The organism is Arthrobacter sp. NPDC080086 (assembly GCF_040702285.1).
This window is the reverse complement of the sequence record NZ_JBFBKP010000078.1, coordinates 1-19,506: the sequence shown is the minus strand read 5'-3', so window position 1 is coordinate 19,506 and position 19,506 is coordinate 1. Positions and strand designations below refer to the sequence as shown.

Sequence of the window (19,506 nt, the reverse complement as noted above, 5' to 3'; positions counted from 1 at the left end):
GCGCCGTCGCCGGCCGCTCCCGCCGTCGCCGCAGCCGCGCCCAGCACCTCGGCCGCCGAGGCCGCCCGCTGGGGCCGGGTGGAGGGTGACGGCCACGTCTTCCTCACCATCGACGGAGCCGAGCACCCCGTGGGCCAGTACCCCGGCGTGAGCGACGACGAGGCGCTGGCGTACTTCGCCCGCAAGTACGACGACGTCGTGGCCCAGATCGTCCTGCTGGAACAGCGCGTCGCGTCCAAGGCTCCCGCCGCGGACATGCAGAAGACCGTTACCCACCTGCGCGAGCAGCTGGCCGAGCGGAACATGGTGGGCGACCTGCGCGCCGCCGAGGGCCGCCTGGACACCCTCTCCGGCCAGATCACCGAACTGGAGAAGTCCGAAAAGGCCGAACACGACGCCGTCCGCGCCGCCGAGCTCGCTGCCCGTGAGGCGATCGTCGCCGAGGCCGAGCAGATCTCCGCGCAGGATCCGTCCCAGGTGCAGTGGAAGACCTCCAGCGCCCGGATGAACGAGCTGTTCGAGAACTGGAAGACCGCCCAGAAGAGCGGCGTCCGGCTCGGCCGCAGCAACGAGGACGCCCTGTGGAAGCGGTTCCGCGCCGCGCGCACCGTCTTCGACCGGCACCGCCGCGCCTACTTCTCCCAGCTGGACAGCAACAACTCCGCCGCCAAGGCCGCGAAGGAGAAGCTGATCGTCGAGGCCGAGGCGCTCTCCTCCTCGACCGACTGGGGCTACGCCGCCGGCGAATACCGCCGCCTGATGGACCAGTGGAAGGCCGCCCCTCGCGCCAGCCGCAAGGACGACGACGCGCTCTGGGCCCGCTTCCGCGCTGCCCAGGATGTGTTCTTCACGAACCGCCAGGCCGCCAACGAGGAAATCGACCAGGAATACGGCGCGAACCTCGTGGTGAAGGAGGCGCTCCTGGCCGAGGCAAACGAGCTGCTGCCGATCACTGACCTCGCCGCCGCAAAGAAGGCGCTGCAGTCCATCCGTGACCGCTGGGAGGAAGCCGGCAAGGTTCCCCGCGCCGACATGGGCCGCATCGAGGCCGGCCTCCGCAAGGTCGAGGACGCCGTCCGGCACGCCGAGGACGAGAACTGGAAGCGCTCCAACCCGGAGACGAAGGCCCGCACCAACAGCGCGCTCTCGCAGCTGGAATCGGCCATCGCCGGTCTGAAAGAGGACCTCGCCAAGGCCGAAAAGGCCGGGGACGAGCGGAAGATCAAGGACGCCCGGGAGGCCCTCGAGGCCCGCCAGGCGTGGCTGGAACAGCTGGAGCGCTCCGCGAGCGAACTCTCCTAACACCCCGGGCCCCACGGCCCGAACAGGTGTTGTCCGGGCCCCGGCCCCGTTATCCACATGACGGGACCGGGGCCTGTTCCATGCCCGGGGACCGCGGCACGATGGCTCAATGACCCTCCCGCCGGTCCCCTCCGTCCCCTCGGGGCTCGACCCGCCCGTGCTGTACTCGCCGGGGCCGCTCTTCTCGTGGGCGGAACTGCAGGCCATGGCAGCCGACGGCGTGCTGGCGCGGATCTCCCAGCGCGGCTTCCTGCCGCCCGGGGCCCCGGCCACGCCGCAGCTGCGCGCACGGGCCGCGGCGGCGCTGATTCCGGCCGCCATCCGGCAGCGGGTGGTGGCCGGCCGGATGACGGCGGCCTGGATCTATGGCTGCGCCCGGGAGCCGGACCGGCTGGCGTTGCTGGTGGACGCGAACCGGCGGATCTCCAGCCTCCGAGGCGCCCGGGGCTGCAGCTTCCACGAGACGCGGCTCGGGACCATGGACGTGGTGAGCCTGGGCGGGCTGATGGTCTCCAGCCCGCTGCGCACCGCCGTCGACATCGCCCTGCACGTCCGGCCCGAGCACGCAGTGCCGGCGCTCACGGCGCTGCTGGCCGCGCCGGAACTGCCCGTACGCCTGAACCTGCTGGTGCGGGCGGTCGAGGCCGTACCCCGGCTGCCCTACAAGAACTCGGCCCTCGCGGTGCTGGAAAGGGTCCGGGAGGGCAGTGGGTAGCCGGTGAGGGCAATCTTCCGAGGCTAGCTGCGGCGGCGGTTGCCGGTGGTCCGGTAGACGTCGAAGACCCCGTCGATCCTGCGAACAGCGCTGAGCACGTGGCTCAGGTACTTCGGATCGCCCATCTCGAAGGCGAACTTGGAGATCGCCACCCGGTCGGTGGAGGTGTGGACGCTGGCGGCGAGGATGTTCACGTGGTTCTCGGAGAGCACCCGGGTGACGTCGGAGAGCAGCGACTTGCGGTCCAGTGCCTCGACCTGGATCTCCACGAGGAACACGCTCGACTGGGTGGGTGCCCACTCGACCTCGACAATCCGGTCCGGCTGGTCCATCAGCCCGGAGACGTTGGTGCAGTCGGTGCGGTGGACCGAGACGCCGGAGCCGCGGGTGACGAAGCCCAGGATCGGGTCCGGCGGCACAGGGGTGCAGCAGCGCGCCAGCTTGACCCAGACGTCGTCCACGCCGCGGACCACGACGCCGGAATCGGAGTACCGGGTCTTGGACACCTGGGCCGGGATGGAAACCTCGGTGAGGTCGTCCTCGGGGGTGTCGTTGCCGCCCAGGCTCTCGACCAGGCGCTCCATCACGGACTGGGCGGAGGTGTGACCGTCGCCCACCCCGGCGTAGAGACCGGAGATGTCCGTGTATTTGAAGTCCTCGGCGATCGCGGCGAGGGCGTCGTGGGTCATCAGTCGCTGCAGCGGCAGGTTCTGCTTGCGCATCGCCTTGGTGAGCAGGTCCTTGCCGCGGTCGATTGCCTCTTCGCGGCGTTCCTTGCTGAACCACTGGCGGATCTTGTTCCGGGCCCGGGCGCTCTTGACGAAGTGCTGCCAGTCCTGGCTGGGGCCGGCGCCCTCTGCCTTGGAGGTGAAGATCTCCACCCAGTCGCCGTGGTTGAGTTCGCTATTGAGCGGGACGAGCTTGCCGTTGACGCGGGCGCCGATGGTCCGGTGGCCTACCTCGGTGTGCACGGCGTAGGCGAAGTCCACCGGGGTGGACCCGGCCGGCAGGGCCATGACCTCGCCCTTGGGGGTGAAGACGAAGACCTCGCGGGCGTTGATCTCGAAGCGCAGGGAGTCCAGGAACTCGCCCGGGTCAGAGGTTTCCTGCTGCCAGTCCACCAGGGAGCGCAGCCAGCCCATGTCGCCGTCGCGCGGGCTTCCGGGGCCGGCGGCGGTGCGGTTGGGTTGGTCCTTGTACTTCCAGTGGGCGGCGACGCCGTACTCGGCGCGGCGGTGCATCTCGTGGGTGCGGATCTGGATTTCCACCGGCTTGCCGCCGGGGCCGATCACCGTGGTGTGCAGCGACTGGTACATGTTGAACTTCGGCATCGCGATGTAGTCCTTGAACCGGCCGGGCAGCGGGTTCCAGCGGGAGTGCATCGCGCCGAGGGCGGCGTAACAGTCACGGACCGAGTCGACCAGGACGCGGACGCCCATGAGGTCGTTGATGTCGTCGAAGTCCTTGTCGCGGACGATCATCTTCTGGTAGATCGAGTAGTAGTGCTTGGGCCGGCCGGTGATGGTGGCCTTGATCTTGGCCGCGCGCAGGTCCTCGGTGATCTGGTTGCGGATGACCGCCAGGTTCTTCTCGCGTTCGGGGGTGCGCTCCCCCACCATGCGGACAATCTCCTCGTACACCTTCGGATAGAGCGCCGCGAAGGAAAGGTCCTCGAGTTCCCACTTGATGGTGTTCATGCCGAGGCGGTGGGCCAGCGGTGCGAAGATTTCCAGCGTCTCGCGGGCCTTCTTGGACGAGGATTCCGCGGAGACAAACCGCCAGGTGCGGGCGTTGTGCAGCCGGTCCGCGAGCTTGATCATCAGGACGCGGATGTCCTTGGCCATGGCCACGACCATCTTGCGGACGGTCTCGGACTGTGCGGCCTCGCCGAAGCTGACCTTGTCCAGCTTGGTGACGCCGTCCACCAGCATGGCCACCTCGGGCCCGAACTCCCCTTTGAGGTCATCCAGCGTGTAGGAGGTGTCCTCCACCGTGTCATGCAGCAGGGCAGCGGCGAGGGTGGTGCCGTTCATGCCGAGTTCGGCCAGGATGGTCGCCACCGCCACGGGGTGGGTGATGTACGGGTCCCCGCTCTTGCGCTTTTGGCCGCGGTGGCAGCGTTCGGCCACCACGAAGGCGCGCTGGATCAGTTCGAAGTCGTCCTTGGGGTTGTTGGCGCGGACGGTGCGCAGCAACGGCTCCAGGATCGGCGAGTAGGCGGGGGTGCCGCGGCCGGTGAGGCGGGCCAGGCGTGAGCGGGTGCGTTCGCGCCGGCCGGGGAAAGTGGGACGGGTGCCGGTGTTGTCTACGGGCACGGCCGCGTCGGGGCGTCCGGGAGCGGCCACGCCAGTCTGTGAACCTTGGCCGTGGGCCTCTTCCGCCGGTACTGCAGGCGCCGACGTCGAACGTTCTTCCAAGAAAGCAACCTCTTCCAACCCGTTAATTACTCAAGTGTATTCCCGCGGCGAGACAGTTCGATAACCGGCGCGAACGGCCGACGGGCCGGAGAGCGTCCTGGACGTTCTCCGGCCCGTCGGGCGGTGCTGCTGTGGTGGCCTGTCAGGCGGTCGCGGCGGCGGTCTTGGCGGCGTTGTCCGCCCGGCGCTGATGCACCCGCTTGGCCTGCTTGACCAGCTCCGGCTCACCCTGGCGCAGCCACGCGTACAGCGGGGCGGCGACGAAGATGGTGGCGGCGGTGCCGATCAGGATGCCCACGAAGAGGGCGAGCGACAGGTCGCGCAGGGTGCCGGCGCCGAGGAGCCCGGCACCGATGAAGAGGATCGCGCCGACCGGCAGGATCGCCACCATCATGGTGTTGATGGAACGGACCAGGGTCTGGTTGACGGCCAGGTTGACCTCTTCGGCGAAGGTCCGCCGGGTGGACGCCTGCAGGTCCGCGGTGTTCTCGCGGATCTTGTCGAAGACCACCACGGTGTCGTACAGCGAGTAGCTGAGGACCGTGAGGAAGCCGATGATCGCGGACGGGGTGACCTCGAAGTCGCTGAGCGAGTACACGCCGGCGGTGATGAACATCGTGGCCGCCATGCCGGCCAGGGCCGAGAGTGACATCTTCCAGGTCCGGAAGTACAGCGCCATCAGCACCGCGGCGAGGCCGACGAAGACGGCCAGGCCGAGCAGGGCCTGCTGGGTCACGTCAGCACCCCAAGTGGGGCCGACGAAGGTGGAGGTCACCTCGTTGTCGGTCACGCCGTAGGCCTTGGTCAGGCCGTCCTTGATCTTCAGCGTCTCGTCGTCGGTGAGCTTGTCGGTCTGGATCCGCATGGTGTTGCCGGCAACGTTGGCCACCCGCGGCAGGCTGCCGGAGACGACGTCCTGGACCGCCTTCTCGCCGAGGCCCGGGTCGCGGTCCTTGACGTTGGAGACGGTGAACTCGGAACCGCCGCGGAACTCGATGCCGAGGTTGAAGCCTCCCTTGACCACCGGGAGGAGAATCGAGAGCGCGACGGCGGCCGCCGCGATCAGGAACCAGATCTTCTTGGACCCGACGAAGTCGTAGGAGCGCTTGCCGGTGTAGAGCTCGTTACCGAATGTAGCGAAGCTGGCCATTTACTTGCCCTCCTTGGACGAGTTCTTGCCGGAACCGGCGAGCTGGCTTTGGCCGGCCTGCTCCTGCCGTTCCGCGAGACGCCGTTCTGCGATCGTCATGCGCCGTTCGGCTTCGGCCGCGGCCTTGGTGTTCTTGGCGCGCACGACGGCGACCGGCTTGTCCTCGGGGGTCCGGATCCGGCCGGCGCCGCGGTACAGCGGCACCGCGCCGAGGCGCTTGGGGTCCAGGCCTGAGAAGGTGTGGCCCTCGCCGAAGAACTTGGTCCGGGCCAGCAGCTGCAGCGTCGGGTGGGTGAACATGAAGACGACGATCAGGTCGGCGATCGCGGTCAGGCCCAGGGTGAAGGCGAAGCCGCGGACGTTGCCGACGGCGACGAAGTACAGCACCAGGGCGGCCAGCAGGTTCACGGCCTTGGAGGCCAGGACGGTCCGCTTGGCGCGCTTCCAGCCGTTCTCCACGGCCGAGACCAGGCCGCGGCCCTCGCGCAGTTCGTCGCGGATGCGTTCGAAGTAGACGATGAAGGAGTCGGCGGTCTGGCCAATGGCCACGATGATGCCGGCCACGCCGGCCAGGGACAGGCGGTAGTTCTCCGTCCAGCCCAGGATCGCGATAGCGAGGTACGTCAGGGCACCGGCGACGACGAGCGAGGCAACGGTGACAAAGCCGAGGGCCCGGTACTGGAACAGCGAGTACACGACCACCAGCAGCAACCCGATGAGGCCGGCGAGCATGCCCATGCGCAGCTGCTCCCCGCCGAGGGTGGCGGAGATCTGTTGCTCGCTCTGGATGTCGAAGCTGATCGGCAGGGCGCCGAAGCGGAGCTGGTCGGACAGGGCCTTGGCGGACTGTTCGGTGAAACCGCCGGTGATCTGCGGACGACCGTCGGTGATGACGGCCTGCGACCGCGGGGCGGAGATGACCTGGTCGTCCAGGACGATCGCGAACTGGGACTTCGGGTCCGAACCGGTGGCGCCGCCGGCGGCGACGTAGAACTGGTTCAGCCGCTCGGTGACGGTCTTGAACTTGGCGGTGCCTTGGTCGTTGAACTGGATGTCGACGGCCCACTCGTTGGTGACGGCGCCCTGGGCGCCGCGCTGGAGCTGGAAGGAGGAGGTCTTGATGTCCGAGCCCTTCACCTCCACCGGGCCGAGGATGTACTTGACCGCGGGCTTGCCGTCCGCGGCGGGCTCGCAGGTGACCAGCGGCTTGGCCGGGTCGGAGCGTTCCTGCTTGTCCTGGGACGGGTTGTCGCAGTCGAGCGCCTCGAACTTCTTGTAGACGTCGGCGGTGACCCAGTTCTCGTCGCTGCTGTTCGCGGGAGCGGCGGTGGGCTTGGGCAGCTTGTCCTCGGGAGTGCGCTGGGCTTCGGGCACGGCCGCGCCGGCGCCGGCCTGGATGACCGGGCGGAAGTTCATGTCCGCGGAGGCCTGGATCAGGGCGCGGGTCTCCTTGGAGGGGGTACCCGGGAGGCTGACGACGACGTTGCGTCCGGACTGGGTGGAGATTTCAGCCTCGGCGACGCCGGAGCCGTCCACGCGCTGGCGGATGATCGCCACGGCCTGGTTGAGCTGGTCTTCGTTGATGCCCGTGTTGCCCTCGACCTTGGGCGCCAGGATCATCTGGGTTCCGCCTTCGAGGTCCAGGGCGAGCTTGGGAGCCCAGCTGGCCTGTCCGGCCATGGTGCCGCCGGCCAGGACTGCGGTCAGGGCGACGAGGATAACGCCAAGCCAGACCAGCACCCTGCGGGCTGAGTTTTTAGGGCCAGTTCGTGCCATTGTCGATCTTTCTATTGTTTACGGAAGAACCGCCGGCGCAGACCTCTCAGGCCCGCACCGGCGGATGCCCGCGCACCGTGGTTCCGCGGGTAGCTCAGGAGGCAGACTAGCTGTCTTTCCTGTTCTCATCGTTCAGGCGGCGCAGGGTTTCCTCCGGCGTTTCGGCGCGCGGGGCCTCAGCGGCGGGGGCTGCACCGGTGACGCCGGCGTCGTGGGTGTCGGCGTTGCCGAGGGTGAGCGAGGAGGCGTCGTCGGGGACCACGGTAGGCTCCTCGGCGGCGGCGACCGGCTCGACGATCTTGGTCACGGCCTGGCGGTGAACCGTGGCGGTGTTGCCCGGGGAGAGTTCCAGGACAACCTTGTTCTCGGCGTCGTCGATGGAGACGATGCGGCCGAACAGGCCGAAGCTGGTCATCACGTCAACGCCGGGTCCGAACTTCGACTGGAGCTCTGCCTGCTGCTGCTGCGTCTTCTTGTTGCGGCGGAACATCATGAAGACGAACACGCCGAGCATGACGAACAGGAGAATTGTCATTGGATCCAAGGGGAAAGTTCCGTTCTGTACTTGCAAGCTGGTTTCACAGCACCGTCAGCTTCGTCCCTGGCCACGCGGCGCACGGCCCGGCAGCAAACCCATGCCGGCCAGCGGCGGCTGGCGGGAGCCGCCCTGCGGAAACGAAGGCCCGAACGTGCCGAGCGTCATACCAGTCTAAAGGGAAAACGGCCCGGGCGAGTGCTATTGCCGGTTACGGATGGGTTGCGGCCGGTTCCCCGCCGGCGCCGTCTTCCTCGAAGAGGTCCAGGGGTTCCTGTCCGAAGACCCCGGCGGGAACCGCGAAGCCCAGATGGGTCCAGGCGGGGGCGAGGGCTATGCGTCCGCGCGGGGTGCGGCCCAGCAGGCCCTCCCGGACCAGATAGGGCTCGGCGACGGTTTCGACGGTTTCGGTTTCCTCACCGACGGCAATCGCCAGCGTGGACAGGCCCACGGGGCCGCCGCCGAACTTGGTGATCAGCGCTTCCAGGACGGCGCGGTCCAGCCGGTCAAGGCCCCGCTTATCCACCTCGTACATGTCCAGGGCGGCCGAGGCGCTGCGGGCATCGATCTGCTCCACGCCGTGCACCAGCGCCCAGTCTCGGACCCGGCGCAGCAGCCGGTTGGCGATGCGGGGCGTGCCGCGGGAGCGTCCGGCGATCTCGCTGAATCCGGCCGAGTTGACCTTCAGGTCCAGCAGCCCGGCGGAGCGGCGGAGCACCAGTTCCAGTTCCTCGACGGCGTAGAACTCGAGGTGGCCGGTGAAGCCGAAGCGGTCACGAAGTGGACCGGGCAGCAGGCCGGCGCGGGTGGTGGCACCGACCAGGGTGAACGGTGGAAGTTCCAGCGGAATGGCGGTGGCCCCGGCGCCCTTGCCGACGACGATGTCGACGCGGAAGTCCTCCATGGCCATGTACAGCATTTCCTCGGCGGGACGGGACATGCGGTGGATCTCATCCAGGAACAGCACCTCACCCTCGGAGAGAGAGGACAGGATGGCCGCGAGGTCGCCGGCGTGCTGGATAGCGGGGCCGCTGCTGATCCGGAGCGGGGCGTTCATTTCCGCGGCGATGATCATGGACAGGGTGGTCTTGCCCAGGCCGGGAGGGCCGGAAAGGAGCACGTGGTCGGCGCTGCGGCCGCGGATGCGGGACGCCTCGAGGACCAGGGAGAGCTGTTTGCGGACCCGGTGCTGGCCGACAAAGTCGTGCAGGTTCTTGGGCCGGAGCGCCGCCTCGATGGCGCGCTCCTCGGGCTCCTCTCCCCCGGCGACGAGGGACGGCTCAGCCACGGGTGCCAACCCGGTTCCCGGCACGGGCGCCGTCCTGGCCCAGCCAGCGCAGGGTGGCGCGGAGGATCTCGGCAACGTTGCCGCGCTCGGCCAGTTCCGGGGAGTCGGCCATGGATTTGTCGATGCTGCTGGTGGCGTCCTTCTCGGACCAGCCGAGGCTGGTCATGGCCGCGACCACCTGCGGCTTCCACACGGCCTCGACCGAGCGGACCGGGGCGGCGGCGTCGGTAGTGCCGTGCGGGACCAGCTTGCCGGCGAGTTCGAGCACGATGCGGCCGGCGACCTTGGGGCCGATGCCGGGGACCTTGGTGAACGCCTTGCCGTCGCCGGAGTGGGCGGCGACACGGATGGCCTCGGGGTCGTGGACGGCGAGGACCGCCAGCGCCAGCCGGGGCCCGACGCCGCTGACGCTGAGCAGGATGTCGAAGACCTCGCGCTCGTCGTCGCTGGCGAAGCCGAAGAGGGTGAGCGAGTCTTCGCGGACGATGAGCGAGGTGAAGACCTTGCCCTCTTCGCCGACGTGGAGCTTGCTGAGGGTCTGCGGAGTGGCGTAGACGCTCATGCCGGCACCGTTGAGGTCGATCACCGCCGAGGAGAGGCCGACGTGCGCAACGGTTCCGCGGAGAAAACTGATCAAGGCCTGGCTCCTGAGTTATCCGAACATATCTACGAATACCGTACCAAGCGGGCGGGGGTTTGGCCCGTTACTTGGCGGCACGGCGCGCTTTGAGCTCCGCGTCGGCCCAGGCACGCTGCGCCGGGGTGAGCGCCGAACGGGACGCGGCGGCCGCCGTCGGGATCCGCGCACTGGCGGCGCCGGCCGCGGCGACTCCCCCGCCGGAGCGCCACGCGTGCGTGATGGCCAGGGCCAGGGCGTCGGCGGCGTCGGCCGGTCGCGGCGGGGCGTCCAGGCGCAGGATCTTGGTGACCAGCTTGGTCACGGCATCCTTATTGGAGGTCCCGCTGCCGGTCACGGCCGCCTTGACCTCCGAGGGGGTGTGCAGGGCGACGGGGATGCCTCGCCGGGCCGCGGCGGCGATGACGACGCCGGAGGCCTGGGCGACGCCCATCACGGTGCTGACATTGAGCTGCGAGAAAACCCGCTCAACGGCCAGGACCTGCGGCTGGTACTTGTCCAGCCACTCGTCGATGGCGGTGGCGATCACCAGCAGCCGCTGGTCCAGGCTTACCTCCGGTGAGGTGCCGACGACGCCGAAGTCCACCATGGTGGCGCGCCGGTTCCGTTCGACGTCCACGACGCCGATCCCGCAGCGGGTGAGGCCGGGGTCGACGCCGAGGACGCGAAGGGTCACTCGGCTTCCAGGGCGGCCTGTACTTCGTCGCTGAGGTCGGCGTTGCTGTAGACGTTCTGGACGTCGTCGAGGTCCTCGAGGGCGTCGACGAGCTTCATGAACTTCTTGGCCGCCTCGAGGTCCAGCGGGACCTGCATGGAGGGAACGAACTCGGCCTCGTCGGTGTCGTATTCGATCCCGGCTTCCTTGAGCGCGTCGCGGATGGCCTGCAGGTCGGTCGGCTCGGAGTGGATCTCGAAGCTCTCGCCGTTGTCCTTGACCTCCTCGGCGCCGGCGTCGAGGACGGCCATCAGCACGTCGTCCTCGGTCAGGCCGTTCTTGGGCAGGGACACGACGCCCTTGCGGGTGAAGAGGTAGCTGACGGAGCCGGGGTCGGCGATGGTGCCGCCGTTGCGGGAGATGGCCAGGCGGACCTCGGAGGCGGCACGGTTCTTGTTGTCCGTGAGGCACTCGATCAGCAGGGCCGAACCCTGCGGGCCGCGGCATTCGTACATGATCTCGGTGTAGTCCACGACCTCGCCGGTGAGGCCGGCGCCGCGCTTGATGGCGCGGTCGATGTTGTCGTTGGGGACCGAGGTCTTCTTGGCCTTGGTGACGGCCAGTTCCAGACCGGGGTTGCCGGCGAGGTCCGGTCCGCCCATCCGGGCGGCAACTTCGATGTTCTTGATCAGCTTGGCGAACGACTTGGCCCGTCGGCTATCGATAATGGCCTTTTTGTGCTTGGTCGTCGCCCATTTGGAGTGGCCTGACATGCTTTACGCTTCTCCTCTGATCATTCGAATAAACAGTTCATGCACGCGCTTTTCCCCTGTCACTTCCGGATGGAAGGAGGTGGCCAGCAGCTTGCCGGAACGCACTGCAACAATTCTAGCGGCCCCGTCCAGCACGCCGGAGGCTCCGGTGCCGGTGGGTTCCACCCGGGCGAGGACCTCAACGCCGGATCCCACGCGTTCCACCCACGGGCCGCGGATGAACACGGCGTGCACGGGGGCGACGCCGGTGTCCCCGGCGCTGAACTCCAGTCCCTTGAAGTCCAGGTCCGTTTCAAAGGATTCCCGCTGCCGGCCGAAGGCGTTCCGCCGGACGGTCATGTCCAGGCCGCCGAAGGTCTGCTGCGGGTTACCGGCCAGGTCGGTGGCCGGGTCGGTGAGGTCGTCGGCCAGCAGGATCATGCCGGCGCAGGAGCCGTAGACCGGCAGGCCGTCGCGGATCCGGCCGACGAGGGGTTCGCGGAGTTCGAAGGCACGGGAGAGCTTGTCGATGGTGGTCGATTCGCCGCCGGGAATGATGAGTCCGTCCAGGCCGTCGAGTTCGCCGGGCCGGCGGACGCCGACGCCCGTAGCTCCGGCGGCTTCCACCGCACGCAGGTGCTCGCGGAAGTCGCCCTGGAGCGCCAGGACGCCGATGCGCAGGCCCGAGCCCACGCTGGAGCCGGGCGGGAAGAGTGGGGAGGTCATCCTGCCAGCATAGTGCGGCCGTCCGCCGCGGGCCGCACCGCGCGGGGCCCCGGGCCGGGTTCTATGCCCCGGCTGGGATATATTACAAGGCATGCTCTACTTCAGCGTCCCGCTCGGCAAGTTCGTCCGCCGGGTCTCCCGGCTCCGGGGTGGAGGCTCCGCCCTTCCCGGCCTGGTGGTCGAGAAAATCGACCCCGGCTTCATGCAGAGGACGCTGGCCACGCTGCCGCTCGGCGTCGCCGTCGTCAGCGGAACGAACGGCAAGACCACCACCACCAAGATGGTCGTGGAACTGCTCGAGAGCCAGGGCCTGAAGGTCTTCACCAACCGCACGGGCAGCAACTTCACCCGCGGCGTCGCCGCCGCGCTGCTCGGTGAGGTGGACTGGCGCGGCAGGCTTGACGCCGACATCGCGGTGTTGGAGCTCGACGAAGCCCACGCGGTGCACTTCGTCAACAAGGTCCCGCCGCGCTACTGCCTGCTGCTGAACGTCCTCCGTGACCAGCTGGACCGGTTCGGCGAGATCGACAAGACCGCGGACCTGTTGCAGCACATTGCCTCGAAGACCACCGGGACCGTCGTGTTGAACCGCGAGGATCCGCGGGTGGCCCGGATCGCCGCCAGCCTCGCCGCCCCGGCCGCGGGCGGGCCGGAGGTCCGCTACTTCGGGCTGGACGACTCACTGTTGAGCACCTTCCCCAACGACGACGACATGCGCGCCGCCCCGGGCAGCCCGGTCCCGGAAGCCCCCTCGAAGCCGGCCGCCGACGTCGTCCTCCGCCGCGTGGGCCCGGCCGACGCCGACTTCGACTACGACGGCGCCACCGTTTCGACGCCGATGAAACTGCGCGGCGTCTACAACATCTTCAACGCCGCCGCGGCCCTGACCCTGGCCCGGGCCATCGCCGCCGTCCGCGGCACCGCCACGGACCACCCCGGCCTGCTCAAGGCCCTGGGCAACGTCGCGCCGGCGTTCGGCCGCGGCGAGAGCCTGGTGGTGGACGGCCTGCCGCTGGACCTGGTGCTGGTTAAGAACCCGAGCGGCTTCCGGCTGGGGCTCAAGTCCTTCCCGGCCGCGGGCTACGCGACCATGATCGCGATCAACGACAACTACGCCGACGGCCGGGACATGTCCTGGCTCTGGGACGTCGAGTTCGATACCCTCCGCGAGGGCGGCGTGGACCAGCTGACCGGCTCCCGCGCCTACGACATGGCCCTGCGCCTGCAGTACGACGACGTCGCCATCGGCGCGGTCGACACGGAGATCGCTCCGGCCCTGGCCGCGTTCATCCGCGGCGCCAAGGACCGGCCGAAGCGGATCTTCTGCACCTACACAGCCATGCTGGCCATCCGCCGCGAGCTGTCCAAAATCACCACAGTGGAGGTGGTCTCGTGACCCCGGAAACCGGTCCGCAGCACGAACTCTCCCACGGCCACGAGCTTCCCCCGGAGGAATCCGCCGCTCCCAGCAAGGGCACCATCCGGGTGCTGCAGCTCTACCCGCGGGACATGAACATTTACGGCGACTGGGGCAACGCCCTGGTCCTGGCCCAGCGGCTGCGCTGGCACGGCTACACGCCCGAACTGCTCGAATACAACGTGGGCGACGACTTCCCCGCGAACGTGGACCTGATCGTCGGTGGCGGCGGCCAGGACAGCGGCCAGCTGGTGATCCAGGACGACCTGCTGTCCCGTGAAACGGTGCTGCGCGAACTCGCCGAGGACGGCACGCCCATGCTGGTCATCTGCGGCCTCTACCAGTTGTTCGGGAGGTTCTTCCGGACCCGGACCGGCTCGGTCATCCCCGGGATCGGCATCCTGGATGTCGAGACGAACGGCACGGACGAGCGGTTGATCGGCAACGTCAGCGTCTCCACCCCCGAGTTCGGGACCGTCCTGGGCTACGAGAACCACAGCGGCCAGACCACCCTGGGTCCCGGCGTCGAACCCCTGGGCACCACCGCCAAGGGCACCGGCAACAACAGCGGCGACGGCCATGAGGGCGCCCGGTACCGGAACATCGTGGCGAGCTACCTCCACGGATCGTTGCTGCCGAAGAACCCGGCGCTGGCCGACTTCCTGATCAAGACCGCGGTGGAACGCAAGTACGGCAGCTTCACGCCGGGCACCCCGGATGACCGGTACGCCGTCCTGGCCCGCGAGCACGCAGCCCGCCGGCCGCGCTAGGGATCGCCCCGGAACCGGCCATGATCAGCTACGCCCCGGACGCGCCGGACCGCGCGGACGTGCGGATCCTGCTCGAGGAACACCTGGCGGACATGTTCGCGACCTCGCCGGCCGAGAGCGTCCACGCGCTCGACGTCGGCGCCCTCGCCGGACCCGCGATCAGCTTCTGGACCGCCCGCGAAGACGGCATCCTGCTTGGCTGCGGCGCCCTCAAGGACCTCGGCGCGGGCGGTGCGGAGATCAAGTCGATGCGGACCGCCCGGGACGCCCGCGGCCGCGGCGTCGCCGGCGGCCTGCTGGGGCGCCTCCTCGCCGAGGCGCGGGAGCGTGGCTTCAACCGGGTCAGCCTGGAAACCGGTTCCCAGGACTACTTCGCGGCGGCACGCAGACTCTACCTGCGGCACGGCTTCGCGGTCTGCCCGCCGTTCGCCGACTACACCGCCGACCCGAACAGCGTGTTCATGACCCTGGAGCTGTCGGAGGGCTAGGCGGGGCCTTACCTTCCCGGGACCCGGTGAATCCGCATCCCCTCGGTTTCCGAGGGCTCCTCGAAAATCCCGGCGAGGTGCTGGACGCCGTCGTCCGTCAAGGCATGCGAGCCCGGTTCTGCTGCCAGCGTCCGACGCCGGGTTTGCTCGATGGCGGTGTCCAGCGGCGTTGCGACGTGGTGCAGCTCGACGCCGAAACCGGCCGACACTGCTTTGCCCCTCCAGAGTGCCCGCCTGGCCCGGCTCCACTGGTTCCAGTCAAGAACCACATCGGTCCCCGCACGCAACACCTGCAGTGCCGTCTCCCAGATCAGGCCCTTGCACGTCTCGGCCCGGCTGCCATAGTCCTCCGAGGCGTAATGCAGGCCTGGATAGAGGCGCAGCATCCATTCGTCCAGGCTGAACCGCACGGCCGGCAGGGATGCTTCAAGCTCTCGGGCCAGGGTTGTCTTACCGGCGCCGTTGAGGCCGCAGAGCAGGTGCACCGTCGGCGGGATGGAGGTCACGCTCCTTCGCCGCGGAGTAGCCGTGCGAATTCGACCGGGCGGCTGGCCGGCCACCAGTGGCCGCCGTCTACCCGGACGACCGTCAGATCGTCGACCCAGCCGTCAAGGTCCTCGGCCAGGTGGGGCGAGAGGTAGGCGTCGCGCAGGGGCACCACCACCTGCACGGGGATGTGCACCCGCCGGGATGCCCCCTGCGGCCGGCCCGTGCGGGCGCCGCGGCCAAAGAGGTTGCTCCGGTAGAGGGCCAGTCCGCGGACGGGGTTGTCCCCCAGCGCCCGGTGCGCGGCCTGCTCGAAGCGCCGGGTGAGCACCAGCCGCCATGCCGCCTCGGGCAGGACGGGCACCTGGAACGTCATCAGGTACCAGCTGCGGAGCAGCTGCCCGCCGAGCTTTCCCCACTCACGCGGGCGCCGTATCCGGGCCTTGATCCAGCGGGAGAAGTGGTCCATGTCGGGCCCGGAGATGCTGGTGTAGCGGCCGATCGCCCCGGTGGCGCGCGGATCCCTGACCACTGCCCAGCCCTGGATGGAGCCCCAGTCGTGGCCCACCAGGTGGACGTTCCCGACGCCGACGGCGGAGAGGACCGCGAAGGCGTCGTCCACCAGCGCCGCCAGCGAGTAGTCGGCCGTCCCGCCGTCCGCCGCGACGCGGGACTCCCCCGCGTTGCGGGTGTCGTAGGCGATCATGTGGTGCGTCCCGGCAAGCTCGGCGATTACGGGCAGGAACACCTGGTGGTCGTCGGGGTAGCCGTGGATCAGCAACAGGCTGGGCACGCCCGGCCCCGGCTCCCGGCCGTACTCGAAGACAGCCAGTCCCGCGGCGCCCTGCCGGACCTCCCGCCGTCGTACCGGCGGCGATCCCTGCTCCGCCGCCGTGAATCCGGCCCCTTCGTCGGTCATCGCTACTTCTCCTTGGTGATCAGCAGTTCGTGGGCGCCGGCCGTCGCCGCTCCCATCGATTCGACCACGGTCTTGGTGCGCTGACGGGTGGCAGCGTCCGCGGCGGGACCGGCGCAGGGGCCCTGCGGTGTGTCGGCGGCCACCGAGCACCAGCGGTACGGGCCGCGGACGATCACCGACGGCGCCCAGCCCAGATCCGAAGCCGTCCACTTACCGGCCGCGTCCTGGCTGAACTGCGCCCGCACCAGCAGGCCCTCATTGTTCACGACGTACGTTGGCGAGAGTTCCGTGATGCCGTTGCCGAGCCCGTAGACAATCCAGGTGCCCTTGTACTGTTCGATGGGCAGCACCGAATGGGTGTGGTGGCCGTAGATCATGGTGAACTGGCCGCTATCCACCAGCGCATGCGCGGCCTCGCGCTGTTCTGCGTTCGGGACGCTGGCGTACTCCTCGCCGGCGTGCATCACGCCCAGCACGATGTCTGCCCCCTGGGCGCGGGCCTTCTTCGCCTTGGCGATCATGGCGGCCGGATCGAGCATGTCCACCTGCCAGGCGAAGTCGGGAGTCTGTCCGTTGAGGCCGTAGGCCCCCTCGATGACGGCGATCTTGGCGGCGGCGGTCTGCAGGATGAGCACGCCCTGCGAGTCCGCCTCGGTGCGGTAGGACCCGGTGTGCTGGAGGCCGGCCGCGTCGAGGGCGTCCAGGGTGCGGACCAGGCCGGCGGTGCCCCGGTCGATGGTGTGGTTGCTGGCCGTGGTGCAGGCCTGGTAGCCGACCTGCTGGGCGGCGGTGATGATCTGCGGCGGGACGTTGAAGGACGGGTAGGCGGAGAAGGGGCCGGTGGGGCCGGCCACCGGGGTTTCCTGGTGGCAGATGGCCAGGTCCGCCTTCGCGATGTAGCGGCGCTGGCCCTCCAGAAGCGGGCCGAAGTCCAGGCCCTTGGCCCCGGCGGCCAGGGCGTCGGCGCGGGCCTGGTCCCAGAGCTGGGCGTGGACCAGCATGTCGCCGGTGACCAGCACGGATGTGCAGCGGACGGCGGCGCAGTCGGGGCCCTTCCCGCGTGTCGGGGTGGGGGTCGGCGTCGGGCTGGGCGACGTCGACGACCGCGAGCCCGGCGACTGCGCGAATGCCTGCCCCGACGCCGTCGCGCCGGCATTCGCGGTCCCGGCGGCATCCCCGTCCGGGCGGGCCAGCACCCCGCAGGAGCTCAGCGTGGCAGCGATGGCAATCGAGAGCAGGCCGGCCGCGACGCGGGCCGGGCGCGAAAGATGTGGAGTCCCCATGGCCACATCGTACGGGCCGCACCGCCCCAACACGCGCCGCGGACCATTGAGAACCGCCACGAAACATGAAAGTGTCGTTTCATGACTAACCCCCTCCTGAGCCCCAGTACCCTGCCGTACGGACTGCCACCTTTCGCGGAAATCGATGCCGGCCACTACGCCGACGCCGTCGAGGCCGGCCTGGCCGAACACCTCGCGGAGATTCAGGCGATCGTCGACACACCGGAGCCCGCCAGCTTTGAGAACACCGCCGTCGCGATGGAACGCTCCGGCGCTCTGTTGCAGCGTGCGGCGGCGTCCTTCTTCACGCTGGTGTCCGCGGACGCCACGGACGAGATCCGGGAGCTGGAGACCCGTCTCTCCCCCGCCTTCTCCGCCCACGAGGACTCCATCTACCTCAACCGCGCCCTCTACGAGAGGTTCGCCGCAATTCCCACGGACGGGCTCGACGCCGAATCCGCCCGTCTGGTCGAGGAGTACCTGAAGGCGTTCCGCCAGTCCGGCATCCAGCTCGACGCCGCCGGCCAGGACCGGCTCCGGGCCATCAACGCCGAGCTCTCCACCCTGGGCACCGAGTTCGGCCAGCGGGTCAAGGAGGGCATGAAGTCCGCGTCGCTGCTGCTGGACGACGCCACGGACCTGGCCGGGCTGCCGGCCGACGACGTCGCCAGCGCCGCCGAGGCAGCCCGCACCGCCGGGGCCGAAGGCAAGTACCTGCTGACCCTGATCCAGCCGAGCAACCAGCCGGCAATGGCCGCGCTGGAGAACCGGGAGGTCCGCCGCAGGCTGTATGAGGCCTCGATCGGCCGCGGCAGCAGCGGAGGGACCCTGGACGTACGGGACCTGGTCAGGGAGATGGTCCGGCTGCGCGCCGAGAAGGCCACCCTGCTGGGCTTCGCCAACTTCGCCGAGCTCAGCGTGGACCAGCAGACCGCCCCCGACTTCGCCGCGGTGCAGGCGATGCTGGGCCGGTTGGCCCCGGCCGCCGTGCGGAATGCCGACGCCGAGGCCGAGGCCCTCGCCGAGGTCGCCGGCCACCCGCTGGAGGCGTGGGACTGGGCGTACTACTCCGCCCGGGTCAAGCGCGAACGCTACTCCGTGGACGAGCAGGCCCTGCGCCCCTACTTTGAGCTGGACCGGGTCCTGAAGGACGGGGTTTTCTTCGCGGCCAACGCCCTCTACGGCATCACGTTCCACGAGCGGACGGACCTGGCCGGCTACCACCCCGATGTCCGGGTCTGGGAGGTCAAGGACGCCGACGGCACGGGCCTGGGCCTCTTCCTGGGTGACTACTACACCCGCGAATCGAAGCGCGGCGGCGCCTGGATGAACTCCCTGGTGGAGCAGTCGGACCTGCTGGGGACCCGTCCCGTGGTGATCAACAACCTGAACATCTCCAAGCCGCCGGCCGGGGAACCCACCCTCCTGACCCTGGACGAACTGCGGACCACCTTCCACGAGTTCGGCCACGCCCTCCACGGGCTCTTCTCCGCCGTGACCTACCCGCGGTTCTCCGGCACCTCGGTGCCGCGCGACTTCGTCGAGTACCCGTCCCAGGTCAACGAAATGTGGATCATGTGGCCGGAGGTGCTGGCCAACTACGCCCGGCACCACGTCTCGGGCGAGCCGCTGCCGCAGGAAGCCGTGGACAAGCTCGACGCCGCCGCGCTCTGGGGCGAGGGCTTCGGCACCACCGAGTACCTGGGCGCCGCCCTGCTGGACCTCGCCTGGCACGTCCTGGAGGAGTCCGAGGTCCCCGACGACGTCCTGGAGTTCGAGGCGAAGGCCCTGGCCGCCGCCGGCGTTGCGCACAGCCTGATCCCGCCCCGCTACCGCACCGGGTACTTCCAGCACATTTTCGCCGGCGGCTGGTACGCAGCGGGCTACTACTCCTACATCTGGAGCGAGGTGCTCGACGCCGAGACCGTCGAGTGGTTCAAGGAGAACGGCGGCCTGTCCCGGGCCAACGGGGACTTCTTCCGCACCGAACTGCTCTCCCGCGGCAACAGCCGCGACCCGCTGGAGTCCTTCCGGACCTTCCGCGGCCGGGAAGCCCGGCTGGAACCGCTGCTCAAGCGCCGCGGCCTGGATTAGTTCCCTTAGAACCCATACAACGCCGGCCCGCCACCTTGGAGAGGTGGCGGGCCCGACTCGTAAAATCAAAAACACAAGGCGACGGGGGGTGTCTTA

The 19,506-nt window shown here is 69.2% G+C and carries 18 protein-coding genes; 6 read left to right on the top strand and 12 right to left on the bottom strand.

Annotation, left to right across the window (positions count from 1 at the left end; genetic code table 11):
* Positions 1-1,302: DUF349 domain-containing protein (locus AB0305_RS19170; protein WP_366173677.1), on the top strand; the 1,302-nt coding region annotated here is incomplete at its 5' end.
* Between the two features lie 109 nt (positions 1,303-1,411).
* Positions 1,412-2,017: a type IV toxin-antitoxin system AbiEi family antitoxin gene (locus tag AB0305_RS19165; protein WP_364135462.1), complete on the top strand. Its 606-nt coding sequence runs from the start codon at positions 1,412-1,414 to the stop codon at positions 2,015-2,017.
* A gap of 23 nt (positions 2,018-2,040) precedes the next feature.
* On the opposite strand, the gene AB0305_RS19160 is transcribed toward AB0305_RS19165, so the two are convergent.
* The 9 genes from AB0305_RS19160 to pdxT form a co-directional block, all read right to left on the bottom strand.
* Positions 2,041-4,332: a bifunctional (p)ppGpp synthetase/guanosine-3',5'-bis(diphosphate) 3'-pyrophosphohydrolase gene (locus tag AB0305_RS19160; protein WP_364135809.1), complete on the bottom strand. Its 2,292-nt coding sequence runs from the start codon at positions 4,330-4,332 to the stop codon at positions 2,041-2,043.
* Positions 4,333-4,576: 244 nt separating this feature from the next.
* Entirely contained in the window at positions 4,577-5,584 is a 1,008-nt protein-coding gene (secF, locus tag AB0305_RS19155) for a protein translocase subunit SecF (protein WP_364135459.1), read from the bottom strand.
* Positions 5,585-7,360 carry a protein translocase subunit SecD gene (secD, locus tag AB0305_RS19150; RefSeq protein WP_290257723.1) on the bottom strand — a complete coding sequence of 592 codons (1,776 nt, stop codon included), beginning with the start codon at positions 7,358-7,360 and terminating at the stop codon, positions 5,585-5,587.
* 106 nt (positions 7,361-7,466) lie between these two features.
* The gene (gene yajC / locus AB0305_RS19145) at positions 7,467-7,895 is read right to left on the bottom strand and encodes a preprotein translocase subunit YajC (RefSeq protein WP_290257722.1); all 429 of its coding nucleotides are present in this window, start codon (positions 7,893-7,895) and stop codon (positions 7,467-7,469) included.
* Positions 7,896-8,106: 211 nt separating this feature from the next.
* Entirely contained in the window at positions 8,107-9,183 is a 1,077-nt protein-coding gene (gene ruvB, locus AB0305_RS19140; RefSeq protein ID WP_290257721.1) for a Holliday junction branch migration DNA helicase RuvB, read from the bottom strand.
* Positions 9,176-9,820 (bottom strand): Holliday junction branch migration protein RuvA, encoded by a 645-nt coding sequence (gene ruvA / locus AB0305_RS19135; RefSeq protein ID WP_364135454.1) that lies wholly within the window; start codon positions 9,818-9,820, stop codon positions 9,176-9,178. The genes ruvB and ruvA overlap by 8 nt, the downstream gene beginning before the upstream one ends.
* A gap of 67 nt (positions 9,821-9,887) precedes the next feature.
* On the bottom strand, positions 9,888-10,496 hold the full coding sequence (gene ruvC, locus AB0305_RS19130) for a crossover junction endodeoxyribonuclease RuvC (protein WP_364135451.1): 609 nt from the start codon (positions 10,494-10,496) through the stop codon (positions 9,888-9,890).
* The gene (locus AB0305_RS19125) at positions 10,493-11,248 is read right to left on the bottom strand and encodes a YebC/PmpR family DNA-binding transcriptional regulator (protein ID WP_290257718.1); all 756 of its coding nucleotides are present in this window, start codon (positions 11,246-11,248) and stop codon (positions 10,493-10,495) included. Before AB0305_RS19125 ends, ruvC begins: the two co-directional genes overlap by 4 nt.
* A gap of 3 nt (positions 11,249-11,251) precedes the next feature.
* Positions 11,252-11,953, bottom strand: a complete 702-nt coding sequence (pdxT, locus tag AB0305_RS19120) for a pyridoxal 5'-phosphate synthase glutaminase subunit PdxT (protein WP_364135447.1) — start codon at positions 11,951-11,953, stop codon at positions 11,252-11,254.
* Between the two features lie 91 nt (positions 11,954-12,044).
* Here pdxT and AB0305_RS19115 point away from each other — a divergent pair, with 91 nt between their 5' ends.
* From AB0305_RS19115 to AB0305_RS19105, 3 genes are all read left to right on the top strand, one after another.
* Complete coding sequence (locus AB0305_RS19115; RefSeq protein WP_364135444.1) at positions 12,045-13,349, top strand: MurT ligase domain-containing protein; 1,305 nt, start codon at positions 12,045-12,047, stop codon at positions 13,347-13,349.
* Between the two features lie 83 nt (positions 13,350-13,432).
* Positions 13,433-14,140, top strand: a complete 708-nt coding sequence (locus AB0305_RS19110; RefSeq protein WP_364135806.1) for a glutamine amidotransferase — start codon at positions 13,433-13,435, stop codon at positions 14,138-14,140.
* Between the two features lie 20 nt (positions 14,141-14,160).
* Positions 14,161-14,628, top strand: coding sequence for a GNAT family N-acetyltransferase (locus tag AB0305_RS19105; RefSeq protein ID WP_290257715.1), 468 nt, complete (start codon positions 14,161-14,163; stop codon positions 14,626-14,628).
* Between the two features lie 8 nt (positions 14,629-14,636).
* Here the strand turns inward: AB0305_RS19105 and AB0305_RS19100 are convergent, their stop codons facing one another.
* From AB0305_RS19100 to AB0305_RS19090, 3 genes are read right to left on the bottom strand one after another with little or no spacing between them, the layout of a single operon-like run.
* The gene (locus tag AB0305_RS19100) at positions 14,637-15,134 is read right to left on the bottom strand and encodes an ATP-binding protein (RefSeq protein WP_364135440.1); all 498 of its coding nucleotides are present in this window, start codon (positions 15,132-15,134) and stop codon (positions 14,637-14,639) included.
* The gene (locus AB0305_RS19095; RefSeq protein WP_364135438.1) at positions 15,131-16,033 is read right to left on the bottom strand and encodes an alpha/beta fold hydrolase; all 903 of its coding nucleotides are present in this window, start codon (positions 16,031-16,033) and stop codon (positions 15,131-15,133) included. The genes AB0305_RS19100 and AB0305_RS19095 overlap by 4 nt, the downstream gene beginning before the upstream one ends.
* A 2-nt stretch (positions 16,034-16,035) precedes the next feature.
* The gene (locus AB0305_RS19090; RefSeq protein WP_364135435.1) at positions 16,036-17,316 is read right to left on the bottom strand and encodes a CapA family protein; all 1,281 of its coding nucleotides are present in this window, start codon (positions 17,314-17,316) and stop codon (positions 16,036-16,038) included.
* A gap of 81 nt (positions 17,317-17,397) precedes the next feature.
* Here AB0305_RS19090 and AB0305_RS19085 point away from each other — a divergent pair, with 81 nt between their 5' ends.
* Positions 17,398-19,410, top strand: coding sequence for a M3 family metallopeptidase (locus tag AB0305_RS19085; RefSeq protein WP_364135432.1), 2,013 nt, complete (start codon positions 17,398-17,400; stop codon positions 19,408-19,410).
* Positions 19,411-19,506: the final 96 nt, after the last annotated feature.

What these genes read in the sequence shown, in the direction of transcription:
- AB0305_RS19125 (WP_290257718.1), bottom strand. Translation starts at nt 11,248, where the DNA reads ATGTCAGGCCACTCCAAATGGGCGACGACCAAGCACAAAAAGGCCATT.
- secF (WP_364135459.1), bottom strand. Translation starts at nt 5,584, where the DNA reads ATGGCCAGCTTCGCTACATTCGGTAACGAGCTCTACACCGGCAAGCGC.
- AB0305_RS19165 (WP_364135462.1), top strand. Translation starts at nt 1,412, where the DNA reads ATGACCCTCCCGCCGGTCCCCTCCGTCCCCTCGGGGCTCGACCCGCCC.
- AB0305_RS19095 (WP_364135438.1), bottom strand. Translation starts at nt 16,033, where the DNA reads ATGACCGACGAAGGGGCCGGATTCACGGCGGCGGAGCAGGGATCGCCG.
- yajC (WP_290257722.1), bottom strand. Translation starts at nt 7,895, where the DNA reads ATGACAATTCTCCTGTTCGTCATGCTCGGCGTGTTCGTCTTCATGATG.
- secD (WP_290257723.1), bottom strand. Translation starts at nt 7,360, where the DNA reads ATGGCACGAACTGGCCCTAAAAACTCAGCCCGCAGGGTGCTGGTCTGG.
- AB0305_RS19090 (WP_364135435.1), bottom strand. Translation starts at nt 17,316, where the DNA reads ATGGGGACTCCACATCTTTCGCGCCCGGCCCGCGTCGCGGCCGGCCTG.
- AB0305_RS19085 (WP_364135432.1), top strand. Translation starts at nt 17,398, where the DNA reads ATGACTAACCCCCTCCTGAGCCCCAGTACCCTGCCGTACGGACTGCCA.
- pdxT (WP_364135447.1), bottom strand. Translation starts at nt 11,953, where the DNA reads ATGACCTCCCCACTCTTCCCGCCCGGCTCCAGCGTGGGCTCGGGCCTG.
- AB0305_RS19105 (WP_290257715.1), top strand. Translation starts at nt 14,161, where the DNA reads ATGATCAGCTACGCCCCGGACGCGCCGGACCGCGCGGACGTGCGGATC.
- AB0305_RS19115 (WP_364135444.1), top strand. Translation starts at nt 12,045, where the DNA reads ATGCTCTACTTCAGCGTCCCGCTCGGCAAGTTCGTCCGCCGGGTCTCC.